Source organism: Rhodoferax sp., from assembly GCF_030646845.1.
Classification (GTDB): domain Bacteria; phylum Pseudomonadota; class Gammaproteobacteria; order Burkholderiales; family Burkholderiaceae_C; genus Rhodoferax.
On record NZ_JAUSLE010000059.1, the window covers coordinates 35,024 to 53,997 of the forward strand.

18 protein-coding genes are annotated in these 18,974 nt (G+C 62.8%); 14 read left to right on the top strand and 4 right to left on the bottom strand.

Going from position 1 to position 18,974, the window contains the following annotated elements; all coding sequences use genetic code 11:
- Positions 1–22 precede the first annotated feature (22 nt).
- Positions 23–1,039, top strand: coding sequence for an ABC transporter substrate-binding protein (locus Q7T10_RS14300; RefSeq protein WP_304749433.1), 1,017 nt, complete (start codon positions 23–25; stop codon positions 1,037–1,039).
- Positions 1,040–1,102: 63 nt separating this feature from the next.
- The gene (locus Q7T10_RS14305) at positions 1,103–1,765 is read left to right on the top strand and encodes a TetR family transcriptional regulator C-terminal domain-containing protein (protein ID WP_304749436.1); all 663 of its coding nucleotides are present in this window, start codon (positions 1,103–1,105) and stop codon (positions 1,763–1,765) included.
- A 61-nt stretch (positions 1,766–1,826) separates the two neighbouring features.
- On the opposite strand, the gene Q7T10_RS14310 is transcribed toward Q7T10_RS14305, so the two are convergent.
- Positions 1,827–3,155, bottom strand: a complete 1,329-nt coding sequence (locus tag Q7T10_RS14310; RefSeq protein ID WP_370653773.1) for a lytic murein transglycosylase — start codon at positions 3,153–3,155, stop codon at positions 1,827–1,829.
- Positions 3,156–3,343: 188 nt separating this feature from the next.
- On the opposite strand from Q7T10_RS14310, the gene Q7T10_RS14315 reads away from it, so the two are divergent.
- On the top strand, positions 3,344–4,156 hold the full coding sequence (locus Q7T10_RS14315) for a class I SAM-dependent methyltransferase (protein WP_304749441.1): 813 nt from the start codon (positions 3,344–3,346) through the stop codon (positions 4,154–4,156).
- 106 nt (positions 4,157–4,262) lie between these two features.
- On the opposite strand, the gene Q7T10_RS14320 is transcribed toward Q7T10_RS14315, so the two are convergent.
- Complete coding sequence (locus Q7T10_RS14320) at positions 4,263–5,240, bottom strand: AraC family transcriptional regulator (RefSeq protein WP_304749444.1); 978 nt, start codon at positions 5,238–5,240, stop codon at positions 4,263–4,265.
- A gap of 94 nt (positions 5,241–5,334) precedes the next feature.
- On the opposite strand from Q7T10_RS14320, the gene Q7T10_RS14325 reads away from it, so the two are divergent.
- On the top strand, positions 5,335–6,954 hold the full coding sequence (locus Q7T10_RS14325; RefSeq protein ID WP_304749447.1) for an FAD-dependent oxidoreductase: 1,620 nt from the start codon (positions 5,335–5,337) through the stop codon (positions 6,952–6,954).
- A gap of 43 nt (positions 6,955–6,997) precedes the next feature.
- Entirely contained in the window at positions 6,998–8,653 is a 1,656-nt protein-coding gene (locus Q7T10_RS14330) for an acetolactate synthase large subunit (protein ID WP_304749448.1), read from the top strand.
- A gap of 82 nt (positions 8,654–8,735) precedes the next feature.
- On the opposite strand, the gene Q7T10_RS14335 is transcribed toward Q7T10_RS14330, so the two are convergent.
- Entirely contained in the window at positions 8,736–9,437 is a 702-nt protein-coding gene (locus Q7T10_RS14335; protein WP_304749450.1) for a GntR family transcriptional regulator, read from the bottom strand.
- On the bottom strand, positions 9,434–11,149 hold the full coding sequence (locus Q7T10_RS14340; protein ID WP_304749454.1) for a sigma-54-dependent Fis family transcriptional regulator: 1,716 nt from the start codon (positions 11,147–11,149) through the stop codon (positions 9,434–9,436). Before Q7T10_RS14340 ends, Q7T10_RS14335 begins: the two co-directional genes overlap by 4 nt.
- Positions 11,150–11,535: 386 nt before the next feature.
- Here Q7T10_RS14340 and Q7T10_RS14345 point away from each other — a divergent pair, with 386 nt between their 5' ends.
- The 9 genes from Q7T10_RS14345 to Q7T10_RS14385 all read left to right on the top strand — a co-directional run bounded on the left by Q7T10_RS14345 (position 11,536) and on the right by Q7T10_RS14385 (position 18,971).
- A complete protein-coding gene (locus Q7T10_RS14345) occupies positions 11,536–11,742 on the top strand; it encodes a phenol hydroxylase subunit (RefSeq protein WP_304749457.1) in 207 nt (68 codons plus the stop codon).
- 35 nt (positions 11,743–11,777) lie between these two features.
- Positions 11,778–12,773 carry a phenol hydroxylase gene (locus tag Q7T10_RS14350; RefSeq protein WP_304749459.1) on the top strand — a complete coding sequence of 332 codons (996 nt, stop codon included), beginning with the start codon at positions 11,778–11,780 and terminating at the stop codon, positions 12,771–12,773.
- Between the two features lie 30 nt (positions 12,774–12,803).
- On the top strand, positions 12,804–13,073 hold the full coding sequence (locus Q7T10_RS14355; RefSeq protein ID WP_304749460.1) for an MmoB/DmpM family protein: 270 nt from the start codon (positions 12,804–12,806) through the stop codon (positions 13,071–13,073).
- A 24-nt stretch (positions 13,074–13,097) separates the two neighbouring features.
- Positions 13,098–14,657 carry an aromatic/alkene/methane monooxygenase hydroxylase/oxygenase subunit alpha gene (locus Q7T10_RS14360; RefSeq protein ID WP_304749462.1) on the top strand — a complete coding sequence of 520 codons (1,560 nt, stop codon included), beginning with the start codon at positions 13,098–13,100 and terminating at the stop codon, positions 14,655–14,657.
- Positions 14,654–15,010, top strand: coding sequence for a phenol hydroxylase subunit P4 (locus tag Q7T10_RS14365; RefSeq protein WP_304749464.1), 357 nt, complete (start codon positions 14,654–14,656; stop codon positions 15,008–15,010). Before Q7T10_RS14360 ends, Q7T10_RS14365 begins: the two co-directional genes overlap by 4 nt.
- Before the next feature lie 18 nt (positions 15,011–15,028).
- Entirely contained in the window at positions 15,029–16,093 is a 1,065-nt protein-coding gene (locus Q7T10_RS14370) for an NADH:ubiquinone reductase (Na(+)-transporting) subunit F (protein ID WP_304749467.1), read from the top strand.
- 142 nt (positions 16,094–16,235) lie between these two features.
- Positions 16,236–17,504, top strand: coding sequence for an ABC transporter substrate-binding protein (locus tag Q7T10_RS14375; protein WP_304749470.1), 1,269 nt, complete (start codon positions 16,236–16,238; stop codon positions 17,502–17,504).
- Between the two features lie 49 nt (positions 17,505–17,553).
- Entirely contained in the window at positions 17,554–18,276 is a 723-nt protein-coding gene (locus tag Q7T10_RS14380; RefSeq protein WP_304749472.1) for an ABC transporter ATP-binding protein, read from the top strand.
- Positions 18,273–18,971: an ABC transporter ATP-binding protein gene (locus Q7T10_RS14385; RefSeq protein ID WP_304749474.1), complete on the top strand. Its 699-nt coding sequence runs from the start codon at positions 18,273–18,275 to the stop codon at positions 18,969–18,971. Before Q7T10_RS14380 ends, Q7T10_RS14385 begins: the two co-directional genes overlap by 4 nt.
- The last annotated feature ends 3 nt before the right edge of the window (positions 18,972–18,974 follow it).

The window sequence follows — 18,974 nt, forward strand, 5'->3', positions numbered from 1 at the left end:
TTTCCAACCCAAGGAGCTTTCCATGATTCGTTCTTCCAAGTTCACCAACAGCCTGCTGGCTGCGGTGCTGGCCGTGTGCGGTGTGACCGTCGGCGCGAACGCCAGCGCGGCGGACAAGGTCACCGTTCAGCTCAAGTGGCTGCCGCAAGCGCAGTTTGCCGGCTACTACGTGGCACAAAGCAAGGGTTACTACAAGGCGGAGGGGCTGGATGTGACCATCAAACCCGGTGGCCCCGACATCTCGCCAGTGCAGGTGATCGCCGGCAACGGCGCGGACGTGGTGGTGAACTGGATGCCCGACGCACTCGCCGCGCGCGAAGCCGGTGTGCCGCTGGTCAATATCGCCCAGGTGTTCAACCAGTCGGGCCTGATGCTGACCTGCAAGAAGGCCAGCGGTGTCTCCAGCCCCAAAGACTTCAAGGGCAAGACCCTGGGCGTGTGGTACGGCGGCAATGAATACCCCTTCCTGAACTGGATGGCCAAGCTCGGCTACAAGACCGACACCGACATCAAGATTCTCAAGCAGGGCTTCAACGTCGACCCGCTGCTGCAGAACCAGGCCGCCTGCATCTCCACCATGATCTACAACGAGTACTGGCAGGTGGTGGATGCGGGCGTCAAGGAAAGCGACCTGGTGACTTTCTTCTATGAAAAAGAAGGCGTTGCCTCGCTGGAAGACGGCCTGTATGTGCTGGAGTCCAAGCTGAAAGACCCCGTCTTTGTGGCGCGCATGGGCAAGTTCCTCAAGGCCACGTTCAAGGGCTGGAACGATGCCGTGAAGAACCCCGCGGAAGCCGCCAAGATCGTGGTCGCCGCGGACACCTCCGGCAGCGCATCCGAGAAGGTGCAAAAGCGCCAGATGGAAAACGTGGCCAAACTGATCACCACGGCGGGTACGAAGAAGATGGGCTACCTGGAGCCCGCCGCGTATGAGCGCACCGTCAAGGTCTTGCTGGCCGCGGGCAGCTCACCGGTGATCAAAAAAGATCCGGGCAAAGCTGCCTACTCACATGCCGTGTGGGAAGCCGCCAGCAAGTAAGCTACCGTTTCTTGCGAACAGGGGTCTTATCCTGACGGGTACGACCCCTTTTTTCTTCACACCATGATTCCTATCTCCCACAGCAAATCGAAGCGCGTATCCGATGACGCGACAAAAGGCCAGATTCGCCAGGCCAACGAGGCCCTGATTCTGGCCGGCGCTGAGGGCGTGTTTGCCGGCGCCGGCTTTGGCGGCGCCACCATGGCGGCCATTGCCGAAGCCTCGGGCCTGCCCAAGGCCAATCTGCACTATTACTTTGGCAGCAAGCAGGAGCTCTACCGCACCGTGCTGGCGCGCACCCTGAAAGACTGGCTGGTGCCCACCCATGGCATCACGCCCAAGGCCGACCCGCGGGAAGCGATTGAGCGCTACATCCGCGACAAAATGGCCCTGTCCGCGCAGCGGCCCCATGCCTCCAAAGTGTTCGCCAACGAGCTCTTGCATGGCGCGCCGGTGGTCAAAGCGCTGCTGGCCACCGAGTTGCGCAAGATGGTGCTGGCCAAGGCCGCCGTGATCGACGGCTGGATTGCCGCCGGGCGCATGGCGCCGGTGGATTCGGTGCACCTGTTCTTCACCATCTGGGCGGCCACCCAGACCTATGCCGACTTTGATGTGCAGGTGTGCGCGGTGTTGGGAAAGGAATCCCTGAGTGCGCCAGACCATGCCCGCGCGACCGAACATGTGGTGTCGCTGATCTTGCGGGGCTGTGGCTTGGCGGCTGGTTAGCGTCTATTCGCTATCGTTTTGGTAGCTGCCTGCGCATATTCCACGTGGGCTACAGCCCGATTTAATGCAAACTTTCGCCATGCTGCAGGCGCTGCAAAAGGTCCAGGGTCGGATAGCCGTCCGCTGCCAGGCCCAGGCTGCGCTGGTACTGGCGAACGCCGCGCTGCGTGGCCGGGCCCAGCATGCCGTCGGGCGTGCCGCTGTCAAAGCCCCGCGCGTTCAGCGCGGTCTGCAACGCCAGCAACTGGCTGCGCGACAGTAGCTGCAAGTCGCGCGGCCAGGGGGCCTGCACCACGGCGCCGCCGGCCAGCCGCTGCGCCAGCAGGTTGACGGCGAGCGCATAACTGGTCGCGTTGTTGTAGCGCAGGATGGTGCGGAAGTTGGGCCCCACCAAAAAGGCCGGCCCGCGAGCGCCCGCCGGGAGCAGGATGGAACTCTCAAGCAAGGTCGGCAGCGGCGCGCCGTCCAGGGTTTGCACGCCCTCATCCGCCCATTGGGCGCTTGGCTGGCGCACATCGGCATCGGCGCGCGCGTAGTCAAAACGGAGTGGCAAGCGCACCTCCAGCCCCCAGGGCTGACCCGTCTGCCAACCGGAGCGTGCCAGAAAATTGGCGGTGGACGCCATCACATCGGGCACGCTGCCCCAAATGTCGCGTCGGCCATCCCCATCGGCATCCACCGCATAGGCCAAAAAGGCCGATGGCAGAAACTGCGTCTGCCCCATGGCACCGGCCCACGAGCCAATCATCTGCGCGCGGTCGATATCGCGGTTCTGCAAAATTTTCAGAGCGGCAAGCAACTGGCCACGCGCCCACTCCTCGCGGCGGCCCTCAAAACCCAGCGTCGCCAAGGCGTCGATGGTGGGGATGTCGCCCATAAAACTGCCGTAACTGCTCTCCAGGCCCCAGATTGCGACGAGCACCTCGGCTGGCACACCGTAGCGCGCCGCAATGGCATCTACGTCGACATTCCCGGCGGAGCGCAGTTGCTGCAGCTTGGCCTCACCCCGCGCGATGCGCTGCGGCGACACCGCGCTGTCCAGGTAGTCCCACACAGGACGGGTGAACTCGGGCTGCGCCCGGTCCGACGCGATGGCACTGGGGACGAAGCGGACGTTGTCGAACGCGATGTGCAGCGTTGCCTCATCAATGCCGGCTGCGCGTGCGCGGGTGCTGAACTCGGCCACCCAGCGGGCGAATTTCTGGCTGTGTTCGACCTCCATGGATTCGGCCGGCGTCGGAACAGTGCCGACTACCGATGGGGCCGGCACTGTGGTATCGACCGACGGGGTGGAGGCGCACCCCGCAAGCACGAAGATCGCCAGCAAGGCGGGAATAAGTCTGCAGCGGGCTGATGCTGGAAAGAGGGATGGTGTTTGCATTCGTCCCATTTTCGTTGTTCCAAGGAATCACGGTGATCCGATGCCCTCGGTTGCGATGGGTTTGACGAAGCTGGATTGCGCGGCCAAAATAACGCATCACCGCCAATTCCCAATCAGGCGGCGGACTCGTTGGAGAGGCTTGGCCTGCTCTGGAATGGGTGGTCAAGGGCGCCTCTCAGAGATTTTGAGGAGGTCTCATGGCTGAGAGCGACAAGGTGTTCACGGGCTCGATCCCGAAGTTCTACGACACGCTGATGGTCCCCCTGATATTCGAGGCCTATGCCGCCGACATGGCGGAGCTGGTCGCGGCCTCCTCGCCCGGCTCGGTGCTTGAAACGGCGGCCGGCAGCGGCGCGGTCACGCGCTTGCTTGCGCCAAAACTTAAGCTCGACGCGTGCTACGTGGTGACCGACCTCAACCAGCCCATGCTCGACTATGCCGCCACGCGGCAGGGGCTTGACAGCCACATCACATGGCGGCAGGCGGACGCGCTCGACCTGCCGTTCGAAGATGCGTCGTTCGACGTCGTGTGCTGCCAGTTCGGCGCGATGTTCTTTCCCAACCGGGTCGCCGGCTATGCCGAGGCGCGTCGCGTGCTGAGGCCAGGCGGGCGCTTTGTCTTCAGTGTATGGGACCGCATCGAAGAGAACGCCTTTGCCGACGACGTCACCAACGCTGTCGCCGCGGTGTTTCCGCACGACCCGCCGCGATTCCTCGCCCGCACGCCGCACGGCTACCACGACATCGCACTGATCCGCGAGGAACTGAGCCGCGCCGGGTTCGCCGACATCAGGATCGAGACGCGCGAGAAGGTGAGTCGCGCGCCCTCGGCACGCGAAGTTGCCACCGCCTATTGCCAGGGAACGCCGCTGCGCAACGAAATCGAGACACGCGACGCCAGCTTGCTTGCGCTCGCGACGGACCGCGCGACGGAGGCGATCGCCAGCCGCCATGGCGTTGGCCCGGTGGCCGGCAAAATTCAGGCGCATGTGATCGTGGCCGCGGGATAGCGGATTCCCGGTGTGCCGCTACCCGTGCGCAACCGCACCCGAATGCAGTTCATCACTATAGCCCTCGCAGATACTGTGCAAGCAGCTATAAAAACAATAGCGAAACCTATCGACTTTGCTGCGTAAGCCGCCATTCGCCGGGGCTGTGCCCGGTCCAGCGTTTGAAGGCCCGGTTGAACGCGCTGGCCTCCGAGAAGCCCAGGCGCTGGGCAATGTCGACAAACGTGTCATCGGTGTCGGCCACGGCGGTGCATGCGGCCTCCTTGCGCACGGCATCCACCACATCGGAGTAACTCAGGCCCTGACTCTGCAGGCGGCGGGCAAACACCCGGTCGCTCAAGGCAAACTGCTCGGCGGCGGCCGAGCGCTCCGGCACGCCGGTCGCCAGGTTCGACCCCAGCCAGTGGCGGACCTGGGCCGAGAAGTCGGGGGTGTCGCTCAGGGCGGCCAGTTGGGTGTCGGCTTGCGGCAGGGGGCGGTCCAGCAAGGCGTTGTCCAGGTGCAGGCCGCTGAAAGCCTGGTTGAAATCCACCCCGGTTTGAAACACCGTCTGGTAGCCCGCCAGCGGCCCCAGTTGACTGTGGCTGAACTGCACCCGCGCCGGGACGAAGCGGTGGTCGGTGACCCAGCGGCTGAAGCTCACCACGGCGGCCAGCACGGCTTCGATCTGGTGCGGGCTGAAGGCCAGCTCGCCTTGCTGCGGGTGGTAAATCAGCCAGCTCTTGTCGTCGCCACCCACGATCTGGAAGCGCCCGCCGTCGCTGATCAGGCGCTGAAACTTTTGTACCAGCGCAATCGCCTCGCGCAGAGTGGGCGAGGACTGAAAGATGAAACTCACCACATTGAAGCTGGCCGGCCCTACCAGGCTGCCGGCCTTGAGGCCAAAACCAGGGTCCTGGGTCAGCTCGGCGGCAGCACGCCACAGCCGGGTGATGTCGTCGATGGGCCAGCGCTCGTCGCTCAGCTGCTGGGCACCCACCCCGGCATGGGCCAGCAGTTGTGTGCGGCTCAGGCCATGGCGTTCGGCGGCAGCGAGCACGGTGTTGATCCAGCTCATGGAAACACTGGCTTGTGCGGTCAACATGGGTGGCTCCTGAGGTCAAGGGGTTCGCCATAATAAGCCGCTATCGTTGCACCTTTGATTCACCCCATGCGGTCCAACCGAGGAGCCCTGTTGTATGACTTCCCCCTGTGTTCAGTCGGATGTGCTGGTGATTGGCGGTGGTCTGGCCGGCATCGTGACGGCCATTGAATGCCTGCGTGCCGGTAAAAGTGTCACGCTGGTGGACCGCGACACACCCGAGCGCCTGGGCGGCTTGGCGCTGTGGGCCTTTGGCGGCATGGCCCTGGTGGATACGCCTTTGCAGCGGCGCATGAAGCTCAAGGACTCGCCCGAACTTGCGCTGGCCGACTGGCTGCGTTTTGGCGAACTGGGTGAGGACGATGTGCTGCCGCGGCAGTGGGCCAGTTACTACGTGGAACACTCGCGCGCCCAGGTATACGACTGGGTGATAGCCCACGGCCTCAAGTTCATGCCCGCCGTCAGTTGGGTGGAGCGTGGCATGCAGGGCGACGGCAACACGCTGCCGCGCTACCACGTGGTGTGGGGCACTTCGCGCCAGCTCACGCGGCGCATGATAGCGACGCTGCAGCAGGCCAACACGGGCGAGCGTTTGAACCTGCTCAGCCGCCACCGCATTACCGCGCTGGATTCCCAAAATGGGGTTGTCACGGGTGCTACCGGCATCAACGAGGCCACGGGACAGGAGGTACGTTTCAGTGCGCAGGCGGTGGTGCTGGCCATGGGCGGCATCAACGGCAGCCACGCAGAGACGCGTGCCAATTGGGTCAAGAGCCGCCCCCTGCCTGCCACCATGTTGAATGGCGCCCACCCGTTTGCCGATGGCAAGCTGCACCACCTGGTGGCCGGGTTGGGCGGGAACATCACCCATGCGGGCGAGATGTGGAACTACGCCGCCGGTTTTCCCCATCCACAGCCGCATTTCGAGGGCCATGGCCTGTCGGCCATCCCTGCCAAGTCGGCGTTGTGGCTCAACCACCGGGGTGAGCGTATCGGCCCGCAGCCGCTGGTCACCGGCTTTGACACCCACGAGCTGTGCCAGCGCGTCGCCGCACAGGAGAAGCCCTACACCTGGCAGCTGATGAACTGGCGCATCGCCGTCAAGGAGTTCGCCATCTCTGGTGCCGAGCACAACCAGCGAATCCGCGATTTGCAGTTCCCCCTGTTCCTGAAGGAAACCCTGTTGGGCAACCACCGTCTCGTCAAGCAGATGGCGGCCGAGAGCAAGAACTTTCTGGTGGACGATACCTTGGCCGGCTTGGCCGCCAAAATGAATGCACTGACCGGCACCGCTGATGTGAAACCCGAGGTACTGCAAGCCACCGTCGACGCCTTCGACGCGAACTTTTCGCGCGGTGATTCGGTGGTCAACGACGACCAGATTCGCCGCATCGAACACGCGCGCCACTGGGGGCCGGACAAACTGCGCACCTGCAAACCCGCGCCCTTGCAAAAGCCGGGCGCCGGGCCGTATATTGCCATCCAGATGCAGCTCATCACCCGCAAGAGCCTGGGCGGCCTGCAGACCGATCTGCAAAGCCGCGTGCTCAATGCCGCAGGCCAAGCCATGCCGGGCCTGTATTGCGTGGGCGAGGCGGCGGGCTTTGGTGGCGGCGGTGCCAGTGGCAAACGCTCGCTGGAAGGCACCTTCCTGCCCGGCTGCATTCTCACGGCGCGTGCTGCGGCACGATCCATCAATACAGGTCGCGGCCTCTGAGACCTGTCCGCATTTCCCTATAAAAATTCTGAGGAGACCCTCCATGTCCAACGGCGCCAATGCCCTGATCCAGACCCTGGTCGATGCCGGTATCACCACCTGTTTCACCAACCCCGGCACCTCCGAGATGCACTTTGTCGCCGCACTCGACACCGTGCCCGAAATGCGCGCGGTGCTGGCCTTGTTCGAAGGCGTGGCCACCGGCGCGGCGGACGGCTATGGCCGCATGGCCGACAAGCCCGCCGCGACGCTGTTGCACCTGGGCTGCGGCCTGGGCAACGGCCTGGCCAACCTGCACAACGCACGCAAGGGCCGGGTGCCGATTCTGAACATCGTGGGCGACCACGCCACCCATCACGTGCAGTACGACGCGCAGTTGCAGTCCGACATTGAAACCGTGGCGCGCAATGTGTCGCCCTGGGTGCGCACCTCCAAAAACACGCAGGACCTGTGCAAAGACGCGGCGGAGGCCATTGGCGCTTGCATGGGGCCACCCGGCCAGGTCGCGACCCTGATCCTGCCGGCTGACGTGTCGTGGGGCGAAGGCGGCGTGCCCGCAGCGCCACCCGTGATCACCCCGCCGGCAGCGGCGGACGACGCCACTGTGGCAGCCATTGCCAAGGCCCTCCAGGGCGAAGGCAAGAAGGCCATCCTGCTGGGGGGCCGCGCGCTGCGCACACCGGCGCTGATGGCGGTGGCACGCATCGCCGCCAAGACCGGTGCCAAGCTGTTTGCCGACGTTTTCCCCACACGCCTTGAGCGCGGTGCAGGTTTGCCGCCAGTGGAGCGCATCGCCTACCTGGCCGAACTGGCTTCGGTGCAGTTGAGCGGGCTGGACCATCTCATCCTGGTCGATGCCAAAGCGCCTGTTTCGTTCTTCGCTTACCCAGGGAAAGAGAGCTACCTGGTGCCTGAAGGCTGCCAGTTGCACACCCTGGCATCCTTCACACAGGACGTGACCGGCAGTCTGGACAAACTCTCCAGGGCCGTCGGCGCCGATCAGGCTACACCGGTGCTGCAGGCACTCAAGCGCCCGGGCCTGCCACGTGGCAAATTCACGGCCGACAAGGTATGCAAGGCGATTGGACAGCTCATGCCCGAAAACGCCATCCTCGTGGACGAAGCGCAGACCTCGGGCATCATGCTGGCGATGTACACCGCGGGTGCCCCGCGCCACGATGTGCTCACGCTCACGGGCGGCGCCATCGGCCAGGGCCTGCCCAGCGCCGTGGGCGCGGCCATTGCCTGCCCGCAGCGCAAGGTGATTGCGCTAGCCGGTGACGGTTCGGCCATGTACACCATCCAGGCTTTGTGGACCCAGGCGCGCGAAAAGCTCGATGTCATCAATATCATTTTCAACAACCGCTCCTACGCCATTCTCAACGTCGAGTTGCAGCGTGTGGGCGCGGTCGGTGCTGGCGACAAGGCCAAGGCTCAGCTCGACCTGCGTACACCACCGATTGATTTCGTGCACCTGGGGGAAGGCATGGGTGTGGCATCCAGACGCGTCACCACCACCGAAGAGTTTTTGGCCGCCTTCGAGCACGCACTGCGTACTCCAGGCCCGCACCTGATTGAGGCGATCGTGCCGCCGACGTTGGCCGGCTTGAAGCTGCGCGTGTTGCCGTATCTGCTGCAGTCACTGGCTAACCTGCCGCAGCCGATTGCACGGGCGCTCAAGAGCGCTATCGCGCCCTGAAAGCTGCAGCGGCCGCGTCGTGGGCCGCCCCATTGTCCGCAAAGTGACGGGCTAGCCGGATCAAGCCCCAGCTTCATCCGGGCTACGCCTGACGTTTGACGATGTCGTGCGTCAGCCGCACATGGGCTTCCAGAGCCAACGCCGCGCGCGCTTCCTGGCGGTCGATGGCGGCGCGAAAAATGTCCTCGTGCTCGCGGTGCACATCGCGCCCGCTGGCGTGGGCGGCGGTGAGCCGCCAGTTGATGTTGCGGTAGCGCTCAGCGTGGCGGTACAGGATGGACAGGAGATATTTGCTCCAGGTCGAATCGAAGCCAGCAATCAATGCTTCATGAAAGGCTTTGTTGCGGCGTTCCCAGAGGTCGGAACCAGATTCCGCAAGGTCGGTTTCGGTCTTGGTCAGCAGTTCGTAACTGACCACCAGCGCGGCCTCCCAGTTCGCATCGCCATGGCGGATCGACTGGCGCAGCGCTTCAGTCTCGAGCATGACACGGGTGTTGGTCAAGTCTTCCAGATCAGCCAGCGAGATGGGTGCCACCCGGAAGCCACGCTGGCCTTCCGACGTGACCAGCGCGTCGGACACCAGCAGTGACAAGGCCTCGCGCAAGGTGCCAGCGCCGACCTCGTACTGGTCCTTCAAGTGCTCGACGCGCAGCCGCTCTCCGGGCGCGAGCTTGCCGCACACCACGTCATGGCGCAGACCCAGGTAGGCGCGCTCGACCAGGGTGCGCGGTGCAGCGCTGGCGCTTTCGGAGCTGACACCAGCGAGGAGTTTCAAATTGGTCATTGCAGTGTTCCCAGAGGAGGTTCGGAATCAGGTGGCGGTGTGTCCGCAACGCTGGTGTTGCGCCGTTTCTGGCGGTAGGCCAGTTGCGGCCGGGTCAGGCCGAGCAGACGTGCCGCCTCCGACAGGTTGCCGCGTGCGCGGGCCACGGCGTGGTCAAGCACGCGCGCCTCAATTTCTTCCAGTGAGCTGCCGCTGTCCAGAATGCGCGCACTCAGGTCGTCGTCCTGCGCGCTGGGCAGCGCAGCCAGGTGGCCGTGCGCGTCCAGACCGGTCTGCACCGTCTCGGGCTGGTTGGGAAACAGGTGCTCGCCTTCGACCATGCCACCCTGGCTTGCCAGAATGACGCCACGCTCGACCAGGTTCTCCAGTTCGCGCACATTGCCAGGCCAGTCATGCTGATGCAGCGCTTGCAAGGCGCGCTCGCCGAAGCCCGTGAGGCGCTTGTTGTGGAGCGTACAGAAGCGCGCGAGCATGCTCTGCGCCAGCAGTTCAATGTCAGCCTGGCGCTCGCGAAGTGCCGGAATACCAATGGGATAGACATTGAGCCGATACAACAGGTCACGCCGAAAGCGCCCGGCCCGCACCGCCTCCTCCAGGTTGACATTGGTGGCGGCCACCAGGCGCACATCGACCTTTTTCGTGGTCTCGCCGCCGACCCGTTCGATTTCACCCTCTTGCAGCACGCGCAACAGCTTGGCCTGGGCCGCCAGCGGCAGCTCGCCCACTTCGTCGAGCAACAGGGTGCCGCCGTCGGCGCGCTCGAAGCGCCCGGCACGAGCGGCATGGGCACCGGTGTAGGCACCCTTTTCTACGCCAAACAACTCGGCCTCGATCAGCTCGGACGGCAAGGCGGCGCAATTCACCGCGACGAACGGCGCCTCGGCACGGCTGGAGAGCTCGTGCAGCGTGCGCGCAAAGCGCTCCTTGCCGACGCCGGTCTCGCCCGTCAGCAACACCGTCACCTGGGTCTGCGCCACCTTCTCCATCAGCGCGTAGGCCTTGCGGAAAGCGGGCGAGATGCCGATCAGCTTGCCGCCTTGACTGACAGGCTCCAGCGTCGATTTCAGGGCTTCGACCTGCGACTGCAGGGCCTCCATCTTTTCCATCAATGAGTCGTCGGTGAAGTAGACGCGATGCGCTTCGCCATCGGGCCATTCCTCGATCGGACGCCCGACGATCAGGCAGTGGTCTGCGCCACAAGCGGCGCAGAGGGTCTCCTTGTACAGAATCAGCCGTCCCATGAAAGCGCTGGTGTAACCGCTGGCATAGCCCAGTAGCGTCCAGCAGGCCGGGTCGTCCACGAGGCCGAACTTCTGCTGGTGCGCATGGGCCTCCCACGAATGGTCCCAGCGGAACTCGCCATAGAACTGGCCCGCTGGCACATCCAGTATGAGCTTGACCGGGATGACCCGCGCTGCGCCTTCGAGCATGTGCAGTTGCGGGCCGACCATAAAACTGTCCATCAGCGACTCGCCAGGGCGGATCTTTTTGGCGTACTCGGCGTCGCACAGACCCGAGGCGTAGCCCATGCGGGTGAGGATGCGCCGGGCGTGCTCAGGGCCAATGGAGTTGACCAGGTCCTGGCGCAACGCGGCCAGCGCCATGGTGTGCATCAGCACCATGCGCCGATCGCCCAGCCAGATGGCGCCGCTGTCGGGCTCAAAGCGCAACAAGCGCCGCAAGTCACTGTCCGGGGGGTATTTGAGGTTCATAAGCGGATGGTTTTGTGACCGGTGGCATGCCTGAATTCTCGATATTACGGTATTTGGCTTTGGCGAGGCCAAAAATCCGGAAGTCAGCGCTAAATTTGATCATTTGGTGAAGTCCGGCAGATTTCAGTTGATCAAATCAGCAAATCTGTCCGGGTTGGAGGTAAAACTGCGTATCCATGATCGCGATTCTCGGATTGACTGGCGCCAAAAAAGAGCAAACATCCGTCTTCTGAATTAGGGTTTTCCCTAGAAATCTCGAGAATTTGGCTGATTCAGCCGGTTGTGGCAAGCAACTTGCAATGACTGAACATGCTGCCCGCCTTGTCACGCCCCTGTTTCTTCCATCGCCATGTTGCGATGCGCTCGTGCTTTTCAGGATGTACCCCATGACCCAACCTGTGAATCCCACGGTCGAGTTGCCCGCTTGCGATATTGCACGCCGGTTTGTCCGGATCAAGGAAACCCGTCCGGACGGCATGGTCAGTTTCGAGTTCGCCATTGGCTGGCCTGAGTTGTCGGTGGACCTGATGTTGCCACGGCCGGCCTTTGAAGAATTCTGCGTTGCGCAGCAAGTGCAGCGCCTGAATGATTGAGTCCCAGGTCGTATCTTTTTAAAAGGATTGTTCCCATGTCAGTAGATCTCCACACCCGTGAAATCAAGCCCTTGCGCAACACGTTTACCCATACGGCGAAATACGCTGGCAACGACAAGCCGGCCTCGCGCTACCAGGAGGCGACCCTCGGTACCCAGCCGACCGATAACTTCCATTACCGCCCCACCTGGGACCCGGCGCACGAAATCTTTGATGCCTCCCGCTCCGCCATCAAGCTGGCTGACTGGAACGTGCTGCGCGACCCGCGCCAGTACTACTACGCGACGTGGACCATGGCACGGGCGCGCCAGCAGGACGCCATCGAGGCGAGCTACGAGTTTGTGGATTCACGCGGACTGGTGGCCAGGATGCCCGACGCCTTGCGTGCCAAGGTGTGTCAGGTGCTGATGCCGCTGCGTCACGTGGCCTGGGGCGGCAATATGAACAACAGTTCGATTGGTGCTTATGGCTACGGCACACCGTTCACGGCGCCGGCCATGTTCCATGCCATGGACCACCTGGGCGCCGCGCAATTCATCACCCGCCTGGGCCTGGCGCTGGATGAGCCCGGTGTGTTGCAGGCCGGCAAAAACGACTGGCTGGGCGATGCCCGCTGGCAAGAGTTGCGCCGCTATGTGGAAGACACGCTGGTGCTGCAGGACCCGTTCGAACTCTTCATCGCCCAGAACTTTGCCCTGGACGGCCAGCTTTACCCACTGATCTTTGGCAGCTTTGTGGACGAGCACATCGTGCCGCAGGGCGGCACGGCGGTTGCCATGCTCACCGCCTTCATGCCCGAGTGGCATCTTGAGAGCGCGCGCTGGATTGACGCGGTGCTCAAGGTTGCCGCAGCCGAATCGGCAGACAACCGGCAACTGATTGCAGGCTGGGTCAAGACCTGGGCGGATCGCGCGCAGGCGGCGCTGGCACCGGTGGCAGAACTCGCCCTGGGCGCGCAAGGTCAGCAGGCACTCGAGGAAGCACGCGACGGCCTGGACCAGCGCGGCAAAAAGGCTGGCATCGCCGCCTGAGCGGCCCCCCCAAATAAAAGGAGACACCTCATGTCAGATGTATTCATAGCCTTTCAGGACAACGAAGATTCGCGTCCCATCATCGAGGCGATTCTGGCCGACAACGCCAGCGCCGAGGCCACGTATCCCACCGGCCTGGTGAAGATCAATGCACCCGGCAGCCTCGTGATCCGCCGCGAAAGCATTGAAGGGCTGATTGGACGTTCTTTCAATCTGCAGCAGATCCACGTCAACCTGGTCACCCTCTCGGGCCACATTGACGAAGACGACGACCAGTTTTCGCTGAGCTGGACGCACTAGACCCGAACCACAGAAGGAGACAACATGGACACCCCCGTCATCAAAAAGAAGCTCGGTCTGAAGGACCGCTACGCCGCCATGACCCGCGACCTGGCCTGGGACACCACCTACCAGCCCATGGACAAGGTCTTTCCGTATGACAAATACGAGGGCATCAAGATCCACGACTGGGACAAATGGGAGGACCCGTTCCGTCTGACGATGGACGCCTACTGGAAGTACCAGGGCGAAAAAGAGAAAAAGCTGTACGCGGTGATCGAAGCCTTCGCCCAGAACAACGGCCAGCTCGGCGTGTCCGATGCGCGTTACATCAACGCCCTCAAACTGTTTCTGACCGGTGTCACGCCGCTGGAGTACTACGCCTACCGTGGCTTCGCCCATGCCGGCCGCCAGTTCACCGGTGCCGGTGCCCGCGTCGCCTGCCAGATGCAGTCGATTGACGAGTTGCGCCACTACCAGACCGAAACCCACGCGCTGAGCCACTACAACAAGTACTTCAATGGCCTGCACAGCCCGCAGCACATGTTTGACCGGGTCTGGTACCTGTCGGTGCCCAAGTCCTTCTTTGAAGATGCCTACACCGGGGGCCCGTTCGAGTTCCTCACCGCTGTCAGCTTTTCGTTCGAGTACGTGCTGACCAACCTGCTGTTCGTGCCCTTCATGTCGGGGGCCGCGCACAACGGCGACATGTCTACCGTGACCTTTGGCTTCAGCGCGCAATCGGACGAATCGCGCCACATGACGCTGGGCATCGAGTGCATCAAGTTCATGCTGGAGCAGGACCCGGACAACGTTCCCATCGTGCAGGGCTGGATCGACAAATGGTTCTGGCGCGGCTACCGCCTGCTGAGCATCGTGGCCATGATGCAGGACTACATGCTGCCCAAGCGCGTGATGAGCTGGCGCGAGAGCTGGGAAATGTATGTGGAAGACAACGGCGAAGCCCTGTTCAAGGACCTGGCCCGCTACGGCATCCGCAAGCCCAAGGGCTGGATACAGGCCTGCGAAGGCAAGGACCACATCAGCCACCAGACCTACGCCATCTTCTACAACTACAACGCGGCGGCCGCCATCCACACCTGGATTCCCAAGGAGGAGGAAATGGCATGGCTGTCGGAGAAGTACCCCGAGACCTTTGACCAGGTTTACAAGCCGCGCTGGGACTACTGGCGCGAGCAGGCCGACAAGGGCAACCGTTTCTACCAGAAGACCTTGCCCATGCTGTGCCAGACCTGCCAGATCCCGATGATCTTCACCGAGTTGGGTGATGCGACCAAGATCGCCTACCGCGAGTCCGACTACCTGGGCAACAAGTACCACTGCTGCAGTGACCACTGCAAGGAAATCTTTGACAACGAGCCCGAGAAGTATGTGCAGGCCTGGCTGCCGCCCCAGCAGATCTACCAGGGCAACTGCTTCAAGCCCGAGGTCGATCCCGCCAAGGAAGGTTTCGATCCGCTGCTGGCCGTGCTGGACTACTACAACATGAAGGTCGGTAGCGACAACTTCGACTTTGACGGCTCGGAAGACCAGAAGAACTTTGCCGCCTGGCGCGGCGATTCCGTAGAAGGAGCACAAAAATGAGCGTTGTCGCCCTCAAACCCTACAGCTTTCCCGCCAAGGACGTGCGGGAGAACTTCCCCGCGCCGCTGCTGTTCATCGGTTGGGAAGACCACCTGATGTTCGGCGCGCCGATTGCCCTGCCCCTGCCACCAGACACGCCCTTTGGCGCACTGGGCGCGGCGGTGCTGCCCGGCACCTATGGCTACCACCCGGACTTTGCCAGGATCGACTGGGACAAGGTCGAGTGGTTGAAATCGGGCCAGCCCTGGAAGCCCGATCCGGCCAAGTCGCTGGCCGAAAACGGCTTGAAGCACAAGGACGTGATCCGCTTTCGCACACCCGGACTCTCGGGCCTGAACGGCTCCTGCAACTAAGCCCTGACCGATCCGACGATGAGTTACCAACTGACCATTGAGCCGCTGGGCGCGACCATCGAGGTGGAGGAAGGCCAGACCCTGCTGGATGCCGCCTTGCGCTCTGGGCTCTACATTCCGCACGCCTGCGGCCACGGCCTGTGTGGTACCTGCAAGGTGCAGGTGAGTGAGGGCGAGGTGGAGCACGGCCATGCCAACCCGTTTGCGCTGATGGACTTTGAGCGCGATGCCGGCAAGACGCTGGCCTGCTGCGCCACGCTGCAAAGCGATGCCACCATCGAGGCGGACATTGACGAAGACCCCGATGCGCAAGTGATCCCGGTGCGCGACTTCCTGACCACGGTGTCGCGCATCGAGACCCTGACGCCCACGATCAAGGCCATCTTCCTCAAGCTGAACCAGCCGATTCATTTTCAGGCGGGCCAGTATGTGCAAGTGGTGATTCCCGGCGTTGAAGGCAGCCGGGCGTTTTCGATTGCCAATTCACCCGCGCAGGTGCAGGCCAGTGGTGAAATCGAGCTGAATGTCCGCATCGTGGCCGGCGGCGCAGGCACCACCTGGCTGCACCAGCAGCTGGCCGTGGGTGACCGCTTGCAGATCTCCGGCCCGTATGGCCGCTTCTTTGTGCGCAAGTCCGCCAACGTGCCAATGATCTTCATGGCGGGCGGATCGGGCCTGTCGAGCCCGCGCGCCATGATCCATGACCTGCTGGAAGAGAACAGCCAACTGCCCATCACGTTGCTGTATGGCCAACGCGTGCGCGAAGAACTGTATTACGACGACGAGTTTCGTGCACTCGCCGCCAGGCACCCCAACTTCACCTACGTGCCGTCGCTCTCCAGCGAAGCTGAGGGCTCCGACTGGCCGGGTGCACGCGGTTTTGTGCACGAGGTAGCCAAGGCCCACTTTGGCGGCACGTTTGCGGGCCACCAGGCCTGCCTGTGCGGGCCGCCCGTGATGATCGAGGCCTGTATCTCCACCCTGATGCAGGGACGTTTGTACGAGCGCGATATCTACACCGAGAAGTTTCTCTCGGCGGCAGATACGAACCGGCAGCGCAGCCCGCTGTTCAAGCGGGTTTGAGGACTTTGGCAATACCAAAAAGGTATCGACATATCGCCGAAATGGTATTGGACGGTATCAAGACTACTTTTTACGATAGCCCGACCCTGGACCTTTTGAGCCTGCCTCAGAGCTGGGGTTTTACCTACAAACAGGAGACACAATGAACCGCGAATTGACCAGCAACATCGACCGTCGGACCGTCATCAAAACACTCGCTGCCGGCACGCTGCTGCAGACGCCTTGGGTGCATGCGGCCAGCAACACCATCAAAATCGGCTATGTCAGCCCACAAACCGGGCCATTGGCCATCTTTGCAGAGCCCGACGCGTTCACCCTGGCAGAGATGAAAAAAGCCCTGGCCGGTGGCATCAAGGTCGGCGGCAAAACCTACGCCGTCGAGTTCGTGGTGAAGGACTCCCAGTCCAACTCCAACCGCGCTGCCGAGGCGGCCTCGGAACTGATTCTCAAGGACAAGGTCAATATCGTGGTGGCCGGCTCGACCCCGGCGACCACCAACCCGGTGGCCGATCAGTGCGAGCTCAATGGTGTGCCCTGCATCACCAACGACACACCCTGGCAGCCCCACTTCTTCGGCCGTGGTGGCGATCCCAAAGTCGGCTTTCAGTGGACCTACCACTTCTTCTGGGGTCTGGAAGATGTGATTGGTGTGTTTACCAACCTGTGGACGCAAACACCGACCAACAAGGTTGTCGGCGCGCTGTTCCCGAATGATTCCGATGGCAATGCCTGGGGTGACGCCAAGATGGGTTTCCCGCCGGTGCTGGCGCAAAAAGGCTTCAAGCTCATCGACAAGGGGCGCTTCCAGTCGCCAGCGGACGATTTCTCGAGCTACATCGCCGAGTTCAAGAAGAACAACGTCGAAATCGTGACCGGCGTGTTGCCGCCGCCTGACTTTGCCAACTTCTGGTCGCAGGCCGCGCAGCAGGGCTTCAAACCAAAAATCGTCACGGCGGCCAAAGCCACCGAGTTCCCGGCAGCGATCCAGTCGTTTGGCCCGCGTGCCGAAGGCCTGTCGGTCGAAGTCTGGTGGTCGCCCACGCACCCGTTCAGCTCCAGCCTCAATGGCCAGTCGTCAGCGGCTCTGGCCGACGCCTACACCAAGGCCACCGGCCGGCCCTGGGCCATGCCGCTGGCGTTTAAACACTCGCTGTTTGAAGTGGCTGTGGATGCGCTCAAGCGCTCGGCCGACCTCAAACCCGAGTCGATCCGCAACGCCATTCGCGACACCAACCTCAACACCATCGTCGGACCGATCAACTTCAAGAAAGGTCCCGTGCCCAATGTGGCCAAAACACCTTTGGTCGGTGGCCAGTGGAAGAAAACCGCCAAAGGCTTTGACCTGGTGGTGGTCGAAAACAGCCAGGCCCCTATGGTGCCGGTCAAGGCCAAATTTGAGCCCTTGAAGTAAGCAAGCCGCCGCCCATCAAGCCTCGCACTCAAGCCCTTTGCCCCAAGCCATGCAACTGCTCCGACTCGATAATGTCAGCAAAGCCTACGGTGCCCTCACGGTCACCGACGGCTTGTCGCTGACGCTGGGCAAAGGTGAGGCTTTGGGGATCATTGGCCCGAATGGCGCGGGCAAAACCACCTTGTTCAACCTGATTGCAGGCAATGTTCAGCCCGATCGGGGGTCGGTCCATTTCAATGGCCGTGACATCACCCGTCTCACGCCGTCGGCACGCTGCCATCTTGGCATTGGCCGCTCGTACCAGGTGCCGCACCCGTTTGGCGGCATGACGGTGTTTGAAAACGTGCTGGTAGGGGCGACCTTTGGCGCCGGCCGCTCTGAGCGCGGGGGCACGCCTCTGGCCCTGGCAGCGCTTGAGCGCACCGGCCTGCTGTCCAAAGCCAACCGTCTGGCCGGCGCACTGCCGTTGTTGGACCGCAAGCGGCTGGAACTCGCGCGCGCCCTGGCCACCCAGCCCGATTTGTTGTTGCTTGACGAGATTGCCGGTGGCCTGACCGAGCATGAGGTGGCCGAACTGATCGAGTCGATTCAGGACATCCGCGCCAGCGGCACGTCCATCATCTGGATCGAGCACATCGTGCACGCTTTGCTGGCCGTGGTGGACCGTCTGCTGGTGATCAACTTTGGCAAGCTGCTGTTGCAGGGCAATCCGGCCGAGGTGATGGCCAGCCCGGAAGTCCAGGAAATCTACCTCGGGATGGCGGTCGAATGAGCTTGCTCAACACCACCGGCGTGACCGCCTTTTATGGCGATTTCCAGGCCCTGTACGGCATTGACCTGCGTGTGGAAGAGGGCGAGACCGTGGCCATCATTGGCTCCAATGGCGCCGGCAAGTCCTCGTTCCTGCGGACCCTGACTGGTTTGCAAAAAGCCGCGGCGGACAGCATTGTGTTTGCGGGCCAGGCCATCGGCGGCATGGCGGCGCACCGCATCGTGGGGATGGGACTGGCGCTGGTGCCGGAGGGGCGGCGCCTGTTCCCCAGTCTGACGGTCGAAGAGAACTTGTTGGTGGGATCGTATTCACGTCGTCCCGGCCCGTGGAACCTGGAACGCCTCTACGCCTTGTTCCCCATTCTGGCCGAGCGGCGCCACACCCCGGGTACGGCGCTCTCGGGTGGGCAGCAGCAGATGGTGGCCATCGGGCGGGCGCTCATGTCCAACCCGCGTCTGTTGTTGTGCGACGAAATTTCGCTTGGGCTGGCACCGGTTGTCATCAAGGACATTTACGCCGCGCTGCCGGGCATCAAGGCGACGGGCACCTCGCTGTTGATCGTGGAGCAGGACGTCGGCCAGGCCATGAAAGTGGCGGACCGGGTCTACTGCTTCCAGGAAGGTCGGGTGTCACTGACCGGTGGCTCGGCGGACCTGACGCGTGAACAGATTTCATATGCATATTTTGGAATCTAGGTC

Bases quoted from the DNA above. Each gene is read 5' to 3' on its own strand.
- Q7T10_RS14345 (WP_304749457.1), top strand. From the start codon at position 11,536: ATGACCCAACCTGTGAATCCCACGGTCGAGTTGCCCGCTTGCGATATT.
- Q7T10_RS14355 (WP_304749460.1), top strand. From the start codon at position 12,804: ATGTCAGATGTATTCATAGCCTTTCAGGACAACGAAGATTCGCGTCCC.
- Q7T10_RS14325 (WP_304749447.1), top strand. From the start codon at position 5,335: ATGACTTCCCCCTGTGTTCAGTCGGATGTGCTGGTGATTGGCGGTGGT.
- Q7T10_RS14305 (WP_304749436.1), top strand. From the start codon at position 1,103: ATGATTCCTATCTCCCACAGCAAATCGAAGCGCGTATCCGATGACGCG.
- Q7T10_RS14365 (WP_304749464.1), top strand. From the start codon at position 14,654: ATGAGCGTTGTCGCCCTCAAACCCTACAGCTTTCCCGCCAAGGACGTG.
- Q7T10_RS14330 (WP_304749448.1), top strand. From the start codon at position 6,998: ATGTCCAACGGCGCCAATGCCCTGATCCAGACCCTGGTCGATGCCGGT.
- Q7T10_RS14360 (WP_304749462.1), top strand. From the start codon at position 13,098: ATGGACACCCCCGTCATCAAAAAGAAGCTCGGTCTGAAGGACCGCTAC.
- Q7T10_RS14315 (WP_304749441.1), top strand. From the start codon at position 3,344: ATGGCTGAGAGCGACAAGGTGTTCACGGGCTCGATCCCGAAGTTCTAC.
- Q7T10_RS14340 (WP_304749454.1), bottom strand. From the start codon at position 11,149: ATGAACCTCAAATACCCCCCGGACAGTGACTTGCGGCGCTTGTTGCGC.
- Q7T10_RS14385 (WP_304749474.1), top strand. From the start codon at position 18,273: ATGAGCTTGCTCAACACCACCGGCGTGACCGCCTTTTATGGCGATTTC.
- Q7T10_RS14335 (WP_304749450.1), bottom strand. From the start codon at position 9,437: ATGACCAATTTGAAACTCCTCGCTGGTGTCAGCTCCGAAAGCGCCAGC.
- Q7T10_RS14320 (WP_304749444.1), bottom strand. From the start codon at position 5,240: ATGTTGACCGCACAAGCCAGTGTTTCCATGAGCTGGATCAACACCGTG.
- Q7T10_RS14370 (WP_304749467.1), top strand. From the start codon at position 15,029: ATGAGTTACCAACTGACCATTGAGCCGCTGGGCGCGACCATCGAGGTG.
- Q7T10_RS14380 (WP_304749472.1), top strand. From the start codon at position 17,554: ATGCAACTGCTCCGACTCGATAATGTCAGCAAAGCCTACGGTGCCCTC.
- Q7T10_RS14310 (WP_370653773.1), bottom strand. From the start codon at position 3,155: ATGGGACGAATGCAAACACCATCCCTCTTTCCAGCATCAGCCCGCTGC.
- Q7T10_RS14375 (WP_304749470.1), top strand. From the start codon at position 16,236: ATGAACCGCGAATTGACCAGCAACATCGACCGTCGGACCGTCATCAAA.
- Q7T10_RS14350 (WP_304749459.1), top strand. From the start codon at position 11,778: ATGTCAGTAGATCTCCACACCCGTGAAATCAAGCCCTTGCGCAACACG.
- Q7T10_RS14300 (WP_304749433.1), top strand. From the start codon at position 23: ATGATTCGTTCTTCCAAGTTCACCAACAGCCTGCTGGCTGCGGTGCTG.